Consider the following 16915-nt stretch of genomic DNA (forward strand, 5'->3'; position numbering starts at 1 on the left):
AGCCAACGATTCGTACCTCCTCGCTATGGTCTCTCCGGCTGTTTTCCACCCTGTCTCTTAGAGGGACAGGCCACCGTCTACCACGATGGTCTGTCCGGTGACATAGGCCGCGGAAGGGGACACCAGAAAGGCAACCACCTCCGCCACTTCCTCCGGTTTTCCGAATCGGGCTAGGGCGATGCGGTTCAAGAAGGTGGCCCTGGCCTCGGCTGGCAGATCATGGGTCAGGTCGGTCTCGATGAACCCGGGAGCCACGGCGTTGACGGTGATGTCCCGGGAGGCCAATTCGCGAGCGACCGACCGGGTCAATCCAATCACCCCGGCCTTGGCCGCGCTGTAGTTGGCCTGTCCGGGGCTGCCCATCAAGCCGGAAACCGAGGCAACGCTGACGACCCGACCGAACCGCTGCTTCAACATGGGTCTGGCGGCCGCCCGGAGACAATTATAAACGCCCTTCAGGTTCGTGTCGATGACGGTGTCCCAGTCTTCCTCGGAAAGGCGCAGCAGTAGATTGTCCCTCGCAATCCCGGCGTTATTCACCAGGATGTCCAGGCGCCCGTAGGCCGCGACGACCTCCGCCACCAGCTTCCGGGCCTCTTCGGGACGGCTGACGTCGGCCGCGACGGCGAAGGCCTCCCGGCCACCGGCCCTGATCTCCTCGACCACTCGCTCGGCCCCGGTCTTGTCCTTCGAGTAGTTGACCGCCACCCGGGCTCCCTGTTTGGCCAGAGCCAGGGCGACGGCGCGCCCGATGCCCCGAGAAGCCCCTGTGACAAGGGCTGCGCGTTCCTCAAGGAACATCTTAGCAAACCTCCCCCCAATAATCAAGGAGTTTTTCCAAGCTGCTTCCATCCTCGACATTGAGGGTACGGGCCTCGGGCACGATCCGCTTGAGGAACCCGGAAAGGGTTTTCCCCGGTCCGACTTCGACGAAGAGGTTCACCCCATCGTCGACCATCCGCCGGACCGATTCCTCCCAGCGGACCGGTCGCGACACCTGGTCGATCAAGCAACGCTTAATGTCCTCGGGCTGGCGCACATAGTCGGCCGAAACGTTGGCCACCACGGGGATGACCGCTTCCTTCAGTTCCACTTGCTCCAGGTCTTCGGCCAGACGCTCCCCGGCCGGACGAAGCAGCCGGCAGTGGAAGGGAGCGCTTACAGCCAGCCTGACAACACGGGTCGCGCCCAGTTCCTTGGCCATCGCCACGGCCCTGTCGACGGCCGCCGTCTCCCCGGCGATGACCACCTGTCCGGGGCAGTTGTAGTTGGCCGGTTCGACCACACCGGTGGCCGAGGCCTCGCGGCAAGCCTGTTCGACCTCGGCCCGTCCCAGACCGAGGATGGCGGCCATCGTCCCCCGTCCTTCCGGGACCGCTTCCTGCATGTACCGCCCGCGTCTCTGGACCAGCCGGACGGCGTCGCCCAGGTCCAGGGAATCGGCCGCCACCAGCGCTCCATATTCGCCGAGGGACAGCCCGGCGGCGGCCTCTGGGGTGACTCCCTGTTCCACGAGGACGGCCAGACAAGCCGCCGAGACGGCGAGGATGGCCGGCTGCGTGTTGACGGTCTGCTTGAGGGCCTCCTCGGGGCCTTCGAAGCAGACTTTGGCCAGGTCCATCCCCAGGCTATCGTTGACCTCCTCGAAGACGGCCCGAGCGCTGGGATATCGCTCGCAAAGCTCCTTACCCATGCCTACGTACTGGGCCCCTTGCCCTGGAAAGATGAAACCCGCTCCCATCGAACCGTGGAACCTCCGGATGGTGTGACGTGGACTGGGTCGCGTCGGCGGCCGTTGCGCCTTGCCCGGCGGTCAGGCCCGCGGGGCCAGGCCGCCCAGCCCGTAGAAGACGACGGCCAGTGTCCCCGGGCCGACGTTGGCCCCGATGACCGGCCCGATAAAGTTGATCGTCGCCTCGTCCACCTCGAAGACGCCCTTAATCGCCTCGAGGAGCCGGTCGGCGTGGTCTCGGCAGTTGGCATGGACGATGGCCACCCGGACCTGCTTCTCCGGACCCATCTTCTCCTGGATCAACTCGACCAGGCGGGGGATGACTCGCCCCTGACCGCGCACCTTCTCGTAGGGGGCGACCACCCCGTCTTCAAGCCACAGGATGGGCTTGATATTGAGGAGTGAGCCGAGCAGGGCGGCCGCCTTGCCGATCCGGCCGTTGCGCCGGAGGTACTCCAGCGTGTCCACGGAGAAGAAGACGTGGACCTCCTTGGCCTTCCGCTCGATCAAGGCCATCACCTGGTCCTTCGACCAGCCGGCCCGAACCGCCCGGGCCGCCTCGACGACGGTCACCCCGAGGGACATCGACGCCCCTCTTGTGTCGACGACCTCGATGTCCACCCCCTCAACCATCCCTTTGGCCAGGAGGGCCGATTGACACGTCCCGGAGAGGTGCGACGAGAGGTGAATGGAGATGATCGTGTCGGCCTCGTTCTTGAGGGCGCTGTAAACGGCGATAAAGTCGGCCGGTGAAGGCTGCGATGTCTTCGGGTGATGCGGAGAGGCGACCAGCTTCGGGTAAAACTCCTTGGCTTTGAGCTCGACGCCGTCGAGGAAGCCTTCGGTCCCGAAGAAGACGGTCAGGGGAACGACCGTCAGCCCCAGGTCGCGAGCGACCTCTTCAGGGATGTCCGCCGTGCTGTCGGTGACGATCTTGATCCGGGCCACCTAACATCCCTCCCATGTGATCTCGGGTGGACCTAAAGGGACCAACGCAAGGCCGCCGCGGCCCAGGTCAACCCAGCCCCGAAGGCCACCAGGACGACCACGTCGCCGCGCTTGATGCGGCTCTCCCTAACCGCTTCATGCAAGGCTGTCGGGATCGAAGCCGCCGACATATTGCCGTAGTCGGCGATGTTGATGATCACTTTGTCCTCGGGCAGACCGAGCCGTCTCGCCGCGGCGTCGATGATCCTCCGGTTGGCCTGGTGGGGGACGAAGAAATCGACCTCCGACCGGGTCAGGCCGGCCTTGGCGATGGCCGCGTCGGCCGCTTCCCCGACTGCCTTGACGGCGAAACGGAAGACCTCGTTGCCGTTCATCTTGATGAAGTGCAGGCGCTCCTCGATCGTCTTGGGGTTGGCCGGCAGACGAGACCCGCCGGCGGGTAGGATCAAGAGGTCGCTGCCCGAACCGTCGGCCCCGAGGACCGTCGAAAGAATGCCTTCGCCCTTGCCCACCGGTTTCAGGACCGCCGCCCCGGCCCCGTCGCCGAACAGGATGCAGGTCCCCCGGTCCGTGTAGTCGGTGATCCGCGACAGTGTATCCGCCCCCACGACCAAGACGGTCTCGTCGGCCCCCGAGGCCACGAGCTGGCTTCCGACCGAGAGGGCGTAGAGGAAACCGGTGCAGCCCACCGAGAGGTCGAAGGCGGCCGCCCGGGTGGCTCCGAGCCGGGCTTGAAGGAGGCAAGCCGTGGCCGGGAAGATGGTATCGGGAGTGACCGTGGCCACGATGATCAGGTCCAGATCGGCGCCGTTGACACCGGCTTCCGCGAGGGCCTCGACGGCCGCCTGATAAGCCAGGTCGGAGGTGGCCGTTTCGGGACGGGCGATGTGTCGCTGACTGATCCCGGTGCGTTCTTTGATCCATTCGTCCGAGGTCTCGACGATCTTCTCGAGGTCGTTGTTGGTCAGGATGTCTTCTCCGGCCGCCACTCCGAGGCCGGCGATACCCACGGATCTGAGGGAATTAGGCATCAGCAGATCTACCCCACGAAGCCATGGCTCGTTCCATCTCGGCCAAGGCCCCTGTACGTGCAAACTCGGCGGCGACGCGGACCCCGTTCTCGATGGCCCGGGCGCCGGAACTTCCATGGCACTTGATGAACGCTCCGCTGACCCCCAGGAACGGAGCCCCGCCATACTCCGCATAGTCAAGTCTCTTCTTCACTCGGGCGAAGGCCGGCTTGAGGGCGGCGGCGGCAAGCTTCCGCACGCCGCCGCGGGTGATCTCTTCTTTGATCATCCCGAGCAACCCCTGGACGATACCCTCGGCCGTCTTGATGATGGCATTGCCGACAAAGCCGTCGCAGACGATGACGTCGACCCGGCCGTTCAGGATCTCCCGGGCCTCGACGTTGCCGACGAAGTTGATCGGCGCCTCCTTAAGGAGGGCGAAAGCCTCTTTGGTGAGGATCGACCCCTTGTTCTCCTCGAGGCCGACGTTGATCAGCCCGACCCCGGGCTTCTCCCGCCCGAGCACGCGCTCGGCGTAGATGCTTCCCATCAGGGCGTAAGTCAGCAGGTTCGACGGGCTGCAGTCGACGTTGGCCCCCACGTCCAGGAGGACGGTGCCCCGGCCATCGATGGTGTTGACCACGGTTGCCAGGGCCGGTCGCTCGACCCCCTTGATCCTCCCCACCGTCAGCAGAGCCGAGGCCATGAAGGCCCCGGTGCTGCCGGCCGACACGAAGGCGTCGGCCCGCCCCTCCTTGATCAACCTCGTCCCGACGTTGATCGAGGAGTCCTTCTTCCGCCGGATCGCCTGGACGGGAGGTTCATCAGTCCCGATGACCTCGCTGGCCGGCACCTGGCTGACTCTGGCGCGGCCGCCGGCGGCGGCCAACTCCAGGTCGATGTCCTCCGGCCGGCCGACCAGGATGATCTCGAGGTCGTCCCGAGCGGTCGCGGCGGCCAGGGCCCCCTTGACGATTTCGGAGGGCGCCTTGTCGCCCCCCATGGCGTCCACTGCCACGCGGGTCATCGCTCAGCACCTCCCCGGCGCTCCAACGGCCGATCCCCGGCCGACTTAGGTTCGACGGCAAAGACGACGAACTTACCGCGGAACACCGGTTCCTGGCCGACCCTGGTCTGGACCAGGACGACGAACTTCTTGCCCTTCTTCCTCAGGACTTCGGCCTTGGCCACGAGCTTCTCCCCGACCTGCACGGGGCGCTTGAACTTGATGTTGGCCAGCCCGGTCAGGACGATGTCGGCATCGATCAGGGCGATGGCCAGCGAGTCGGCCTGGGCGAAGATGAAGTGGCCCCGGACGATCCGGGTCTTCTCGAAGACCATGTCCTCGGTGGTCTCGAGGATGGAGATCCCATTCTGCCCGAGGGAGATATCGATCAGTTCACCGACGATCTCCTTCGACCCGAGGGACTTGACCTGCCCGTAGGTCCTGGCGGCGACTTCCTTCATCCGCTCGCGGAGTTCCGGGACGCCCAGGGCCAACCGGTCCAACCGGATGGTTTGGACGCTGACCCCGAACAGCTCGGCCAATTCCACATCAGTCAGGAAAGGATTCTCATGGATCTTGTCGGTCAGCAGCGCATATCGATCCTGCTTGCCGAAGCCCCTCCGCATTCCCCTTCCCCCCGGCCGCAAGGCGTTTAGTAGAGTATTGAATACCTCATCCTAAGAGTTACTGCTATTATATAGCAGAACTAGTAACGGCGCAAGCCAGAAATCGCCTAGAGGGCCCCCCGAAAGAAGCACAAAAGGGCTGCTAAAAGCAGCCCTTTCCGGAGTCCGTCAGATCCGACCGGGACCTGGCCGGGCCCGCCCACCACCCGATGGGAAGCACCCGAGGGCCCCTATTTGACTTCGATTACCTCACGGTCGCGATAATACCCGCAGTGGGGACAGACCCGGTGCGGCAGCTTCGGCTTGTGGCACTGGGGGCATTCCACCATGCCGGGCACGGTCAACTTCCAGTTGGCCCGCCTTGTCGCCTGCCTAGCGTGGGAAGTCCTTCTTTTCGGGACGGCCATCGGTTCCACCCCCTCGGGCGTCTGAGTTGTCCACCTTGAGCTCCTTGAATAAGTCAGCCAACCCGGCGAGGCGTGCATCGACCTCAGGCCGGCACTCGCATGGCCCTTCGTTGAGATCCTTGCCGCAGGTCGGGCATAACCCCCGACAGTCGGGGCGGCACAAGGGCTTCATCGGCAGGGCCAGGAGCAGCTGCTGCCTGACCTCGTCGGCGAGATCGATCTCGTCCCCCTGATACTGGACGACGTCGTCGGCCTCGTCATTGTCGGCCCCCGGCCGGCCCGGCCGCTCGGCCACGTACTGCACCTGGAACGGGGCCTCGACCGGCTGGACCAAGGGCTTCGAGCAACGGCTGCAGAGGAGCTCGGCGCGGGCCTTGACCCGGCCGCGGACATGGACCGCCGAGCCGGTGTTGTAGGCCTCGCCGCGGACCTCGACTGGCCCATCGATGGCCACCGAACCCGCTTCCCCTTCGAGGGCCGGAAACGGCTCTTCGAAGAAGAACGATACTTTGTCCCCGGTCTGTTCTCCGAGCCGAGAGACGTCAATCCGCATCCTGTCCACCTCACAAGGGACCGATGTACATTATATCCAGCGACACCCGGGCTGTCAACGCGACCCCGGTCGGGCGGTCACGGCGATTCCGGGCCGAACAGCTCCCGGGCGGCCTGGGCAAAGTCATCGACGGCGACGACCCTCATCCCACCGGCGGCCGACAGGGCCAGATCGGCCTCGGACCGCGGGACGATGAAGAGCTTGGCGCCGGCCCTTCGGGCGGCGATGGCTTTCTGGCGGACCCCGCCGACGGCGGCGACGCGACCGTCCGGCAAGAGCATCCCCGACCCGGCGACGATGACCCCGCCCGCCGGCGGCGTCCCCTCTGCCTGCCTGACGATCTCCAGGGCGAACATGATCCCGGCCGACGGACCGCCGATCTCACCAACGTCGAATCCCACCGGCGGCAGCCGGCGCTGCAGGTAGCCCGCCGCGACGAGTTCGGCCACTTGCTGACTCTCGGTCATCTGGCGGGAGGCGTTTCGCATGTAGTCTTCCTCGGATTGTCCTGGCGGGATGAGGCTGCGACGCGGGACCAGATCCCATCCCGGTTCGAAGGCCGCGATCATGATGGCTAGCGGTGTCGCCCGGTCGGCCCGGATGGTGACCATCACCAGCCGGCCCTCGGCCGCCGTAGGGCCGCCGGTGACGGTGACCATCGCGGCGAGGTCCTTGGCCGGCCCGGGTTTCAGAACGTAAAGGCCCGTCGGCATAGTCACGACGACGAGCCCGAAGACCAGGATGAGGACGATCGAAACCAGCCGCCGGCGGAACAACGGGGCCTTACCGCCCGGCATCGTCAGACGGGGCGACCCTTCTGTTGGTTCGGTTGGCGAGCCCTGGTTCCCAGGCGTTCTCGGCCGTTGCGGACGGCCTCCATCACCTTTTGCAGCTCACCGTCGAAACGGGCCAGGACGTCGGCGGCGTATGCCTCGGCGCCGTCCTTCAGTTCGGTCGCGCGGCGCTGGGCCTCGGCCATGATCTCGGTCGCCCTGGCCTGGGCCAGCCTGGTCACCTCGTCCTGGGAAGTCAATTGTCCGGCCCGGGCCTGGGCGTCGAGGACCGTCTTCTCCGCCACGCCCCGGGCGTCGGCCAGGATCTTGTCCCGGTCCCTGATGATCCACTGCGACTTCTGCATCTCGTCGGGAAAGATCCGGCGGAGGTGATCCAGGGCATCGAGGATCAAGTCTTCCCGGACCATCACGAAATCAGTCAGGGGTACCCGCTTGGCCTCAGTCAGGCCCGCCTCCAGCGCGTCGAGGAGGGTCTCGAACTCAGTCTTGTGTTCACCGGATTTCATCGGCTTGCCCGCTCCCGCAGTCTCTCCCTCAATCTATCCTCGACCTCCGATGGCACCAGGCCGTTGATGCACCCGCCAAAGCGAGCCACTTCTTTGAGGATGCTCGAACTCAGGTAGGAATACTCGACCCGGCTCATCAGGAACATCGTCTCGATCTTCTCATCGAGCTTGCGGTTCATCATCGCCATCCGGAACTCGTATTCGTAATCCGACACCGCTCGGAGGCCCTTGAGGATGACCGTCGCCCCGCGCTCCCGGCAGTAGTCCAGGAGCAGCCCGTCGAAGGATTCGACCACGACGTTGGAGAGGTCCCGAGTGCCCCTTTGGATCATCTCAAGTCTTTCCTCCAAGGTGAACAACGGGTCCTTGCCGGTGTTGTGAAAGACCGTCACGTAGAGCCGGTCAAAGATGGCCGCTCCCCGCTCGATGATGTCCAGGTGCCCGTTGGTGACCGGGTCAAAGCTGCCTGGGCAGACTGCCGTATGCACCGAAGTTACCTCTTTTCCTGGCCGGTTGGGTCGTCGGACGAGGCCAAGCCGGGCGAAGCGGAACCCTCTTCTTTCCCGACTCGCCGGAGGTAGGTCAAGGAGGTCGATCCATACCGGCCTTCGCCGGCCTCGAGCAAGCCCGGCGGCAGCCGGCCGACCGCCTCGTTTTGGCTGTGCTGGATGACGATGATGCCGCCCGGTGCCAGGAGGGCCGGTTGATCGGCCAATCGCTCGAGGGTGTCCTGGACCAACCCGTGATCGTACGGGGGATCCAGGAAGATGACGTCAAAACGCCGCCCCTGACGGGCCAGCCACGGGAGGGCATGCTCGACCCGGCCTCTGAAGACCATTCCCGAAGCGGCCAGGCCGGTCAGCTCCAGGTTGGCTTGGATCAACCGCTGGCAACGCGGATCGTCTTCGGCCATCACCGCTTGACTGGCGCCGCGGCTGAGGGCCTCGATGCCCACCGCCCCGGTGCCGGCGAAGAGATCCAACCAAGCGCGATCGACCACGTATTCTCGAAGGACGTTGAAGAGGGCCCCGCGGACGAGATCGGAGGTCGGCCGGGGATCCGAACCGGGGAGTGATTTGAGTCGGTGTCCTTTGGCCATGCCGGCGATCACGCGCACGTCACGTTCGCCCCCCGGCGGCGCAGAAGTCCCACCTTTCCATAAGATTCCTAGGTGGGCGGTGCATAATGCCGTTCACTGGCAATCATAATACCGACTGAGAAAGTTCGGTTTCAAACCTCCCCATTGGCTCTTCCTCCGGTTTCTCCTCTCCCAACTTGGCTGCGAGCGATCGCAGCCCTTTTTTTGGCACTTCGGCGCAGGTTGGCAAAATCCTCCCCGAGAACCGGCCGGCGGACCTTCGCCCCGCCCGCCCACCGGGACCGCATAGTGACGCCGCCCGGCGCAGAGACTAGCCCCAATGAGCTGGGGAACGAGGGATTCAATGCGAACTTCAGGTTCTCCGCGGCACCATCGTGACGTCCGCACCGATCTGGCCATCGAGACCCACGACTACCTGACCAGTGGCGGGCGACAAGCCGTCCCCGGGGTCGACACCGAGGAATACGAAGAAGACGGCGTGGTCGTCACCCGGGTCCGGATCAGGACCCCGCAAGGGGCCCAGGAAATGGGCAAGGCCATCGGCAACTACGTCACCATCCAGGCGACCGCCCTCCGGAAGCGGAACCGGGACCTTCAGGAGAAGGTCGGCAGCATCTTCGGCGAGGAGGTCGCCCGCCTCCTCCGGCTGCGGCCGGGTGACTCGGTCTTCATCGTCGGCCTCGGGAACTGGAACGCTACCCCCGATGCCCTTGGCCCCAGGGTCGTCAACCAGGTCCTGGTCACCAGGCACCTGCTGGACTTCGTCCCGGGGGACCTACGTGGCCAGCTTCGGTCGGTCAGCGCCTTGGCCCCCGGGGTCCTTGGGATCACCGGCATTGAGACCGGGGACATCATCCGCGGCATCGTCGACCGGCTGAGACCCGATGTGGTCATCGCCGTCGACGCTCTGGCCGCCCGCAAGTTGGACCGGATCCTGACCACCGTCCAGATTGCCGACTCGGGGATCCAGCCGGGCTCCGGGGTGGGCAACAGGCGGGTCGCCATCACCTCGGAGACGCTCGGCTGTCGAACGGTGGCCGTCGGCGTGCCCACCGTGGTCCACGCGATGACCATCGCCAATGACACCATCGACATCCTCATCGACCAACTCAAGGACGAGAGGCAATTCTATGAGATGCTCGACGAGATGGGCGAGCCGGACAAGGAGGCGGTCATCCGTGAGGTCCTGACGCCGGCCTTTGGCGACCTGATGGTTACCCCCAAGGAGATCGACGTCTACGTCGAAGACCTGGCCAAGATCGTCGCCGGGGGGCTGAACGCGGCCCTCCACGAGGGGATCGCCCGCGACGAGATCATGCGCTATCTGAGTTAGCCAAAGGGTCCGCCGAAGACCCGCCGATCCGGTGGTCAAGAACTGATGACCAGCAGAAGAGCGGACTCGTTCGAGTCCGCTCTATCTTGCCATGCCTTCTTCGTTACCGGGTGGTCGTGCCACCACCGGTCGTCCCCCTACCGGACAACGACCTCTCGGCCAGCTCAATCATTCTCCTGACCATTTGGCCGCCAACCGCCCCGCACTGGCGGGCCGGCAGGTCGCCCCAGTAACCACCCTGGATCTGTTGATCGATGCCGAGTTCTCTGGCCACCTCATACTTGAAGTTGTCCAGCGCCTGCTCGGCACCACGAACGAGGGCCCTGTTCGATGATTGTCCTTCAGCCATGCGCTCACCTCCTTATCCATGCTAGCTTTAGTATCGGGTGGAGAAACGCGCTTCATGCAGGTAGGTTGTGGTAGCGTAGAGCTGCCGTTGGAGTCTTTTTCGCCGCCGCGCGAACGGCGACCGTCGCCGGGACAGGAAAACGCCGCCGAGGCCGCCAGAATCGACCTACGATAATCAATCGTAGCTGCGATTATTGTGGCCGGTCGGCGACGCGATAGGCCGTGATGGCCGATACCCAGGTGGCCGCCTGGTCGCCCCGCAAGGGGTCACCCCACCAGCCCGACCGCCAGGCGCCCACGGAAGGCTCGGACGACCTCGTTGCGGAGAAGTCGGTGCTCCCCCCGGGCTAGACCCGGGTCGTCGGCCAGCAACGCTTGAGCCTCGTCTCGGGCCTCCAGCAGCAGTTGGGCATCGCGGAGGAGGTCGGCGGCGACCAGGTCGGGCAGGCCGTGTTGTCTGGTCCCGAAGAACTCACCCGGCCCTCTCAGCCGGAGGTCCTCCTCGGCCAGGGCGAAGCCATCGGCAGCCGCGGCGACGGCTTCGAGGCGGGCCCGTCCCTCCTCGGTCTTCGGGTGGCCGATGAGCACGCAATAGGATTGGGTGGCGCCGCGGCCCACCCGGCCGCGCAACTGGTGCAACTGGGCCAGACCGAACTGGTCGGCCCCCTCGATCACCATCAAGCTGGCCTCGGGCACGTCGATCCCGACTTCGATGACGGTCGTCGCCACCAGCGCCTGGACCTCCCCCGAGCGGAAAGACGCCATGACCTGCTCTCTGGCGGTTGCCGGGAGCCTCCCGTGGATCAGGCCGACGGCCACGTCCGGCCAGGCCGCCCGAAGCTCGGTCGCCAGCCTGGTGGCCGCCTTCGCCTGGCGTTCTTCCGATTCCTCGATCAGGGGGCAGACGATAAAGACCCGTCGTCCTGCCCTCAACTGGTCGTGAACCCAGGCGTAGACCTCATCGCGACGGGCCGGGGGGACGACCCGGGTGACCACCGGTCTCCGGCCGGGCGGCAGTTCGTCGATAACCGTCAGGTCCAGATCGCCGTAAAGGGTCAGCGCCAGAGTCCGCGGGATCGGCGTGGCCGTCATCACCAGGACGTCCGGAGACGCCCCCTTGGCCTGCAACCGCGCCCGCTGGGCGACGCCGAAGCGGTGTTGCTCATCGATGACCACCAGACCCAAGCGGGCAAAGGCGACGTCCGCCTCGAGCAGGGCGTGGGTTCCGACGACCGCCTTGCCCCGCCCGTCGGCCAAGTCCCTGAGGACGGCCTCCCGCTCAGCCGGCGGCGTACCTCCGGTCAGGAAGGCCGGGGCCAGACCGATCGGGCCGAGGATGGTGCCGAGGTGTCGCCAATGCTGCTCGGCCAGGATCTCCGTGGGCGCGAGAAGGGCTGATTGGTAACCGCCCTCGGCCGCCTTGACCATGGCCGCCGCGGCGACCACGGTCTTACCCGAACCGACGTCGCCCTGCAGGAGGCGGTTCATCTGGCGGGGGGCCTCCATATCCGCGGAGACCTGGGCCAATGCCCGCCCCTGGGCGCCGGTCAGGGTGAAGGGCAGGCCCCCCAGGAAGGCCTGGACCAAGGGTCCATCGGGGCGGTGTCGAACCCCGTCCGCCCTGGCCGCCCGGGCCACCTTGACCGTCGCCAGGCCGACCTGCATGGTGAATAGCTCATCGAAGGCCAGACGGCGCCTGGCCGTCTCGGCTTCCCCCTGGGCCTCCGGGAAGTGCCCGTGCCGCAAGGCCCAGGCCAGGTCGGGAAGGTTCCGGCGCCGCCGAACGGAGGCCGGCACGAAGTCCGGAAGGTCCGCCGATAGGGGTTCCAGGGCCTTATGAACCAGTCGGCGGAGCACCCGAGCCGACAGCCCCCCGACCGCCCGGTGGACGGGGACGATCCGGCCGAAGTGGATCGGGTCTGACTCATCCTCGACCGGCTCCCACTCGGGACGCGACAGGTGCAACCCCCGTTCGGCGCGGCAAAGACCATAGACGAGGAAGCCCGCCCCGGCCGGGAATGACTTCAGCAGGTACGGTTGGTTCCACAGGCGGACCTGGATCGCCCCGGTGGCGTCGGTCAAGGTGACCCGGGTGAGGGTCAGGCCCCTGCGGACATAATCGTTACGGGCGGCCGCCACCGTCCCCTTGACCGTGGCCCACTCCCCGGGCTCGAGCGAGCGGATCGGCCGGAAGGAGGTCCGGTCCTCGAAGCGGTAGGGGAGGTGGCGCAGAAGGTCGCCGATGGTCGATAGGCCGGCCTTTTCAAGGGCCACCCGTCGGGCCTCGCCGATGCCCTTCAGATCGGTTAACGGTCGGTCGAGCAAGAGAGACCCCTCCGAGGCGAAGGGAGCCCCGCGGTGCGGCGCTCCCCAAGGTTTGCGGGCCGGGCTTGTGACTTACTCCACCGACATCAGATAGTAGTACAATGGCTGACCCCCGTGGTGCATCTCGATCTCCCGGTCCGGGTAGACCGACCGGAGGCGGGTGGCGGCCGCCTCGGCCCGTTCGACCGAGACATCCGACCCGTAGAAGATGGTGATCACTTCGTCGTTCTCGTCAACGAGTCTCTCGGCCAACTGGACCAGGACCTCGTCGAAATCCTTGCCGACGGCCCTGATCTTGTCGTCACCGATGCCGATGATGTCGCCTTCGTTGATGGTCACGCCGTCATAGGTCGTGCTTCGGACGGCATACGTGACTTCCCCGGTCTTGACCCGGCCCAGGGCGGCCTTCATCCGCTCGGTGTTGGCGGTCAGTTCCTGGCCGGGGGTCATGGCCAGGAGGGCGGCCACACCCTGGGGGATGCTCTTGGTCGGGATGATGTGAACGTCCTTGTCGCTCAGTTGCTTGGCCTGTTCGGCCGCCATGATGATATTGCCGTTATTGGGCAGGATCAAGACCCGCCTGGCCTGGACCCGGTCAAGGGCCCTGACGATCTCCTCGGTGCTCGGGTTCATCGTCTGACCGCCGTCGACGATCTCGTCCACGCCGAGGCTCCTCAGGATCTTCTCGAGCCCGTCGCCCACGGCGACGGAGACGATGGCCACGTCCTTCTGCTCGGTCGGCAGAGGTCCCGGCAACGGCGGCTGGCCGTGGTCGACCGGCGCACCCTCGGCCGCCTCGGCCAGCCCTTCGTACTGTGCCTTCATATTCTCCACGGTGACCTCGGCCAACTGGCCGTATTTCAGGCAACAGCCGATGACCCGGTCCGGCGTGTTGGTGTGGACGTGGACCTTGAGGACCCGGTCCGAGCCCACGACCAGCAGGGAATCGCCGAACTCGCCCAGGATTCCGCGGATCTCGTCGGCCGGCAGGTCCCGACCGCTGATCAAGAGCTGAGTGTCGTAGATGAACTTGATGTCGCCGAGGTCTTCGGAGACCTTGAACCCCGGGACCTTCTTGATCGCCGCCGTCCCCACCGCCGCCGGGTCTTCCAGGGCCCGCAGGGCTCCCGACATGAGGACGCAGAAACCCTTGCCCCCGGCGTCGACCACCCCCGCCTGCTTGAGCACGGGCAACATCTCGGGAGTCCGTTCGAGGACCCGCTCCGCCTGGTTCAAGGCCTCACGCAGGACGGTCAGGCAATCGGCCCCGGCCCGGGCGGCGTGGATGGCCGCCTTGGCGTACTCGCGGGCGACCGTCAGGATGGTCCCCTCGACCGGCTTCATGACCGCCTTGTAGGCGGTGTCCACCGCCTCCTGACAGGCCCAGGCCAACTCGGTCGGGCTGACCCGGTCCTTGCCGGACATCCCGCGCGCCAGTCCGCGAAAGATCTGTGACAGGATGACGCCGGAATTGCCGCGGGCACCCATCAATGATCCGAAGGACACGGCCTCGGCGACCTCCGACAGCTGGTCGCTCTTGACCCCGCTCATATGTTTGACGGCCGAGCGGACAGTCAGGGACATGTTCGTCCCGGTGTCCCCGTCCGGCACTGGGAAGACGTTGAGGGCGTCGACCTCGGCTCTGTTCTGTTCAAGGTAGTCGGCGGCGGCCGCGATCATCGCACGGAAGCCAGACCCGCCGAGGTGCTCGAAACTCAAACCCGGGTCCTCCTCACTTGGCGTTGGCGACGTTGACCCCTTGGACGGTGATGTTGACTTGGGCCACGTTCAGCCCGACGGTGCTCTCCAGGGTGTATTTGACCTTGTCCCGGACGTTCCGGGCGACCTCGGAGATCCTCGTCCCGTACCCGACCACCATATTGAGGTTGACGACGACGCTTTCCTGGTCGACGATGACGTCGACCCCCTTGGAGAGGTTCTCCCGCCCCAAAAGCTCGGCGATGCCGTCCTTGAGGCGGCGGGCCGACATGCCGACGATGCCGTAGCATTCAGTCGCCGCAACGCCGGCGATGGTCGCGATGACCTCGTCGGTGATGGCTATTCGGCCGAATTCAGTGGTGATTTCTTTCCCCATGGGTCTGCCCTCCCGGGCCGCGTCTTGCCGCTCTTACCGCTCTTGCCGCTTGAGCCGGCAACACTGTTTCTCTGCCGGGGTCTATTTTTCCTGCCTTGCCTGGCGCGGATACCGCCGCTTGACGACCAGCAAAGGCTTGTCCCACGTAGCGCCGGGGGATTTTGTTAAGACTTGGTCATCGCTTTTGGTAATAAAACAGGGCGGTTCTCAGCGAGCCGCCCTGGCGCGCGACCGGTCACCGGCGTTGGTCATTTCCGGCCGAAGACCCTCAGGACGAGCCGGACGACCGGCGCCAAACCACGCGGAACCTTCAAGACATAGAATCTCAAGAGACTCCCTCCTGTCACCGCATCCACGTCCCACTAACCTTGAAAGACGTACCACCCGAGCCAAGCCAGGGCCACCCCACAAAGAACGATCCAGAACCAGGCCGGCAAAGAGGCCAAGATCAAGACCCCGCCGAGGAAGAGTAGGATGCCTCCGAGGATCCTCGACCGCCGGTCACGCGAACCTGCCCAGCGCATGCGATCCAACCCCTCGCCCTCATCTTGCCGTATATGATATTCGGTCGCCCCAGAGAGGTTCGCCCGGTTTCCCGGAACGGCGACGCCCAAGGAAGTTGACAGAATAAGCCCCCGGCGGGCCGGGGGCTCTGCGAGTCATGGATATTGGCCGTCCGCCAAAGGTCGCCTCGTCAAGAGGCCGTCCGGGCGGCATCGGCTCGCTCACGGATTTGGGCCATCGCCGCCAGTGGGTCGGCCGCGCCGAAGATGGCCGAGCCGGCGACCAACACCTCGGCGCCGGCGGCGGCCGCCCGGGCCACGGTCTCGGCATTGATCCCCCCGTCGATCTCGACGGCGAAGCCGTGCGGCCGGCCCGCCAGGGACCTGACTTTCGGCAGGACGTCGGCGATGAAGCCCTGCCCTCCGAAGCCCGGATTGACCGACATCACCAGGACCAGGTCGACCTCGGACAGGTAAGGCTCGGCGGCCTCCAAGGGGGTCGGCGGGTTGACCGATACCCCCGGACGAACCCCCAGTTCGCGGATATGCCGGATCACCGCCAGCGGGTCGTCGGCGGCCTCGACGTGGACGGTCAAATAGTCGGCGCCGGCCTTGGCGAAGGGTTCGACGAAGTCCCCGGGGTGTTCGATCATCAGATGAACGTCCAGCGGCAGACGGGTCACCCGGCGGACCGCCTTGACCAGCGCCGGACCGAAGGTCAGGTTGGGGACGAAGTGCCCGTCCATGACGTCGACGTGGATCCAGTCGGCCCCGCCCCGTTCGACCATGGCCACTTCCTCGGCCAACCGGGCGAAATCGGCCGACAGGAGCGAGGGGGCGATCTTGACGGGCATCGATGGCGACCTCCCAAAGAGCTCTGCTGAGGCGGGGCCCTCAGTACCGCTCAGTACCGGTTGCGCTCGGCCTCCCGGGCCTCGCTCAGGAACTCAAGGTAGTGCTGATAGCGCTGACCGTCGATCCGGCCCTCGGCGACGGCCTCTTTGACGGCGCACCCAGGCTCCCGGTCGTGGAGACAACCGTCGAACCGGCAGTACCCCTCGCACGGGCGGAACTCCGGGAAGAGATCGGCCAGCCCGCGCACGGGCAGCCCCTCAAGCTCAACCTGAGTGAACCCCGGCGTATCGGCGACCAGGCCTCCCCAGGCCCGCAAGAGCCTGACATTCCGAGTCGTGTGCGTACCCCGCCCGACCTTGCGGCTCAGTTCGCCGGTGGACAGGCCGGCCCCGGGGATGAGCGCGTTCAGCAGGGTCGACTTGCCAACCCCGCTCTGCCCGGCCAGGACCGTCGTCCGGCCGGCGAAGGTCTCCCTCAGGGTCTCCAGGTTGACCGACCATTTGGCGCTGGTCGGGATGATCCTATAGCCGGAACCTTCATAGTAACGGACGGCCTCGGCGATCTCCTCCTCGCTCAGGAGGTCGCACTTGTTCAGGCACAGGATGATGCCCAGGCCCTTCCGCTCGACCATGACCAGGAAGCGATCGACGAGGGCGAGGTTCTTGTCCGGGTCCCGCAAAGTGAAGACGATGGCCGCCTGATCGACGTTGGCCACCGGCGGTTTCCTGAGTTCGGTCGTCCGGGGCACGATCGTCTCGATGTAGCCGGCCCCCGG

At 65.9% G+C, this 16915-nt stretch carries 20 protein-coding genes; 1 reads left to right on the forward strand and 19 read right to left on the reverse strand.

The genetic code is table 11. The features are described from left to right. Positions 1-57: 57 nt before the first annotated feature. The 12 genes from fabG to rsmD form a co-directional block, all read right to left on the reverse strand. Entirely contained in the window at positions 58-801 is a 744-nt protein-coding gene (fabG, locus tag VGL40_11420; GenBank protein ID HEY3315870.1) for a 3-oxoacyl-[acyl-carrier-protein] reductase, read from the reverse strand. A 1-nt stretch (position 802) separates the two neighbouring features. Next, positions 803-1741, reverse strand: coding sequence for an ACP S-malonyltransferase (fabD, locus tag VGL40_11425; protein HEY3315871.1), 939 nt, complete (start codon positions 1739-1741; stop codon positions 803-805). Between the two features lie 72 nt (positions 1742-1813). Then, positions 1814-2680: a DegV family protein gene (locus tag VGL40_11430; protein ID HEY3315872.1), complete on the reverse strand. Its 867-nt coding sequence runs from the start codon at positions 2678-2680 to the stop codon at positions 1814-1816. A 32-nt stretch (positions 2681-2712) separates the two neighbouring features. Then, positions 2713-3711 carry a beta-ketoacyl-ACP synthase III gene (locus tag VGL40_11435; protein HEY3315873.1) on the reverse strand — a complete coding sequence of 333 codons (999 nt, stop codon included), beginning with the start codon at positions 3709-3711 and terminating at the stop codon, positions 2713-2715. Further along, a complete protein-coding gene (gene plsX / locus VGL40_11440; protein HEY3315874.1) occupies positions 3704-4717 on the reverse strand; it encodes a phosphate acyltransferase PlsX in 1014 nt (337 codons plus the stop codon). Before plsX ends, VGL40_11435 begins: the two co-directional genes overlap by 8 nt. Next, positions 4714-5322 (reverse strand): transcription factor FapR, encoded by a 609-nt coding sequence (fapR, locus tag VGL40_11445; protein HEY3315875.1) that lies wholly within the window; start codon positions 5320-5322, stop codon positions 4714-4716. Before fapR ends, plsX begins: the two co-directional genes overlap by 4 nt. A gap of 230 nt (positions 5323-5552) precedes the next feature. Beyond that, a complete protein-coding gene (rpmF, locus tag VGL40_11450) occupies positions 5553-5729 on the reverse strand; it encodes a 50S ribosomal protein L32 (GenBank protein ID HEY3315876.1) in 177 nt (58 codons plus the stop codon). Further along, positions 5695-6282 (reverse strand): DUF177 domain-containing protein, encoded by a 588-nt coding sequence (locus tag VGL40_11455; protein ID HEY3315877.1) that lies wholly within the window; start codon positions 6280-6282, stop codon positions 5695-5697. Before VGL40_11455 ends, rpmF begins: the two co-directional genes overlap by 35 nt. Before the next feature lie 77 nt (positions 6283-6359). Next, positions 6360-7079: a S16 family serine protease gene (locus tag VGL40_11460; protein ID HEY3315878.1), complete on the reverse strand. Its 720-nt coding sequence runs from the start codon at positions 7077-7079 to the stop codon at positions 6360-6362. Between the two features lie 2 nt (positions 7080-7081). Beyond that, entirely contained in the window at positions 7082-7582 is a 501-nt protein-coding gene (locus tag VGL40_11465) for an ATPase (GenBank protein HEY3315879.1), read from the reverse strand. Continuing rightward, positions 7579-8070 (reverse strand): pantetheine-phosphate adenylyltransferase, encoded by a 492-nt coding sequence (coaD, locus tag VGL40_11470; GenBank protein ID HEY3315880.1) that lies wholly within the window; start codon positions 8068-8070, stop codon positions 7579-7581. The genes VGL40_11465 and coaD overlap by 4 nt, the downstream gene beginning before the upstream one ends. Before the next feature lie 5 nt (positions 8071-8075). Then, the gene (gene rsmD / locus VGL40_11475; protein HEY3315881.1) at positions 8076-8699 is read right to left on the reverse strand and encodes a 16S rRNA (guanine(966)-N(2))-methyltransferase RsmD; all 624 of its coding nucleotides are present in this window, start codon (positions 8697-8699) and stop codon (positions 8076-8078) included. Positions 8700-9024: 325 nt separating this feature from the next. On the opposite strand from rsmD, the gene gpr reads away from it, so the two are divergent. Continuing rightward, positions 9025-10014, forward strand: a complete 990-nt coding sequence (gene gpr / locus VGL40_11480; GenBank protein HEY3315882.1) for a GPR endopeptidase — start codon at positions 9025-9027, stop codon at positions 10012-10014. Between the two features lie 103 nt (positions 10015-10117). Here the strand turns inward: gpr and VGL40_11485 are convergent, their stop codons facing one another. The 7 genes from VGL40_11485 to rsgA form a co-directional block, all read right to left on the reverse strand. Beyond that, positions 10118-10363 carry an alpha/beta-type small acid-soluble spore protein gene (locus tag VGL40_11485; protein HEY3315883.1) on the reverse strand — a complete coding sequence of 82 codons (246 nt, stop codon included), beginning with the start codon at positions 10361-10363 and terminating at the stop codon, positions 10118-10120. 266 nt (positions 10364-10629) lie between these two features. Next, positions 10630-12687 (reverse strand): ATP-dependent DNA helicase RecG, encoded by a 2058-nt coding sequence (gene recG, locus VGL40_11490; GenBank protein ID HEY3315884.1) that lies wholly within the window; start codon positions 12685-12687, stop codon positions 10630-10632. Between the two features lie 72 nt (positions 12688-12759). Then, positions 12760-14406 (reverse strand): DAK2 domain-containing protein, encoded by a 1647-nt coding sequence (locus tag VGL40_11495; GenBank protein ID HEY3315885.1) that lies wholly within the window; start codon positions 14404-14406, stop codon positions 12760-12762. A gap of 13 nt (positions 14407-14419) precedes the next feature. Continuing rightward, positions 14420-14782 (reverse strand): Asp23/Gls24 family envelope stress response protein, encoded by a 363-nt coding sequence (locus VGL40_11500; protein ID HEY3315886.1) that lies wholly within the window; start codon positions 14780-14782, stop codon positions 14420-14422. A gap of 362 nt (positions 14783-15144) precedes the next feature. Then, positions 15145-15306: a hypothetical protein gene (locus tag VGL40_11505; protein ID HEY3315887.1), complete on the reverse strand. Its 162-nt coding sequence runs from the start codon at positions 15304-15306 to the stop codon at positions 15145-15147. Positions 15307-15476: 170 nt separating this feature from the next. Beyond that, complete coding sequence (rpe, locus tag VGL40_11510; protein ID HEY3315888.1) at positions 15477-16139, reverse strand: ribulose-phosphate 3-epimerase; 663 nt, start codon at positions 16137-16139, stop codon at positions 15477-15479. Between the two features lie 50 nt (positions 16140-16189). Next, positions 16190-16915, reverse strand: a 726-nt coding sequence (gene rsgA, locus VGL40_11515) for a ribosome small subunit-dependent GTPase A (protein HEY3315889.1), incomplete at its 5' end; no start/stop codon positions are given.

Source organism: Bacillota bacterium (assembly GCA_036504675.1).
Taxonomy (GTDB): domain Bacteria; phylum Bacillota; class Sulfobacillia; order JAJYWN01; family JAJZPE01; genus DASXUT01.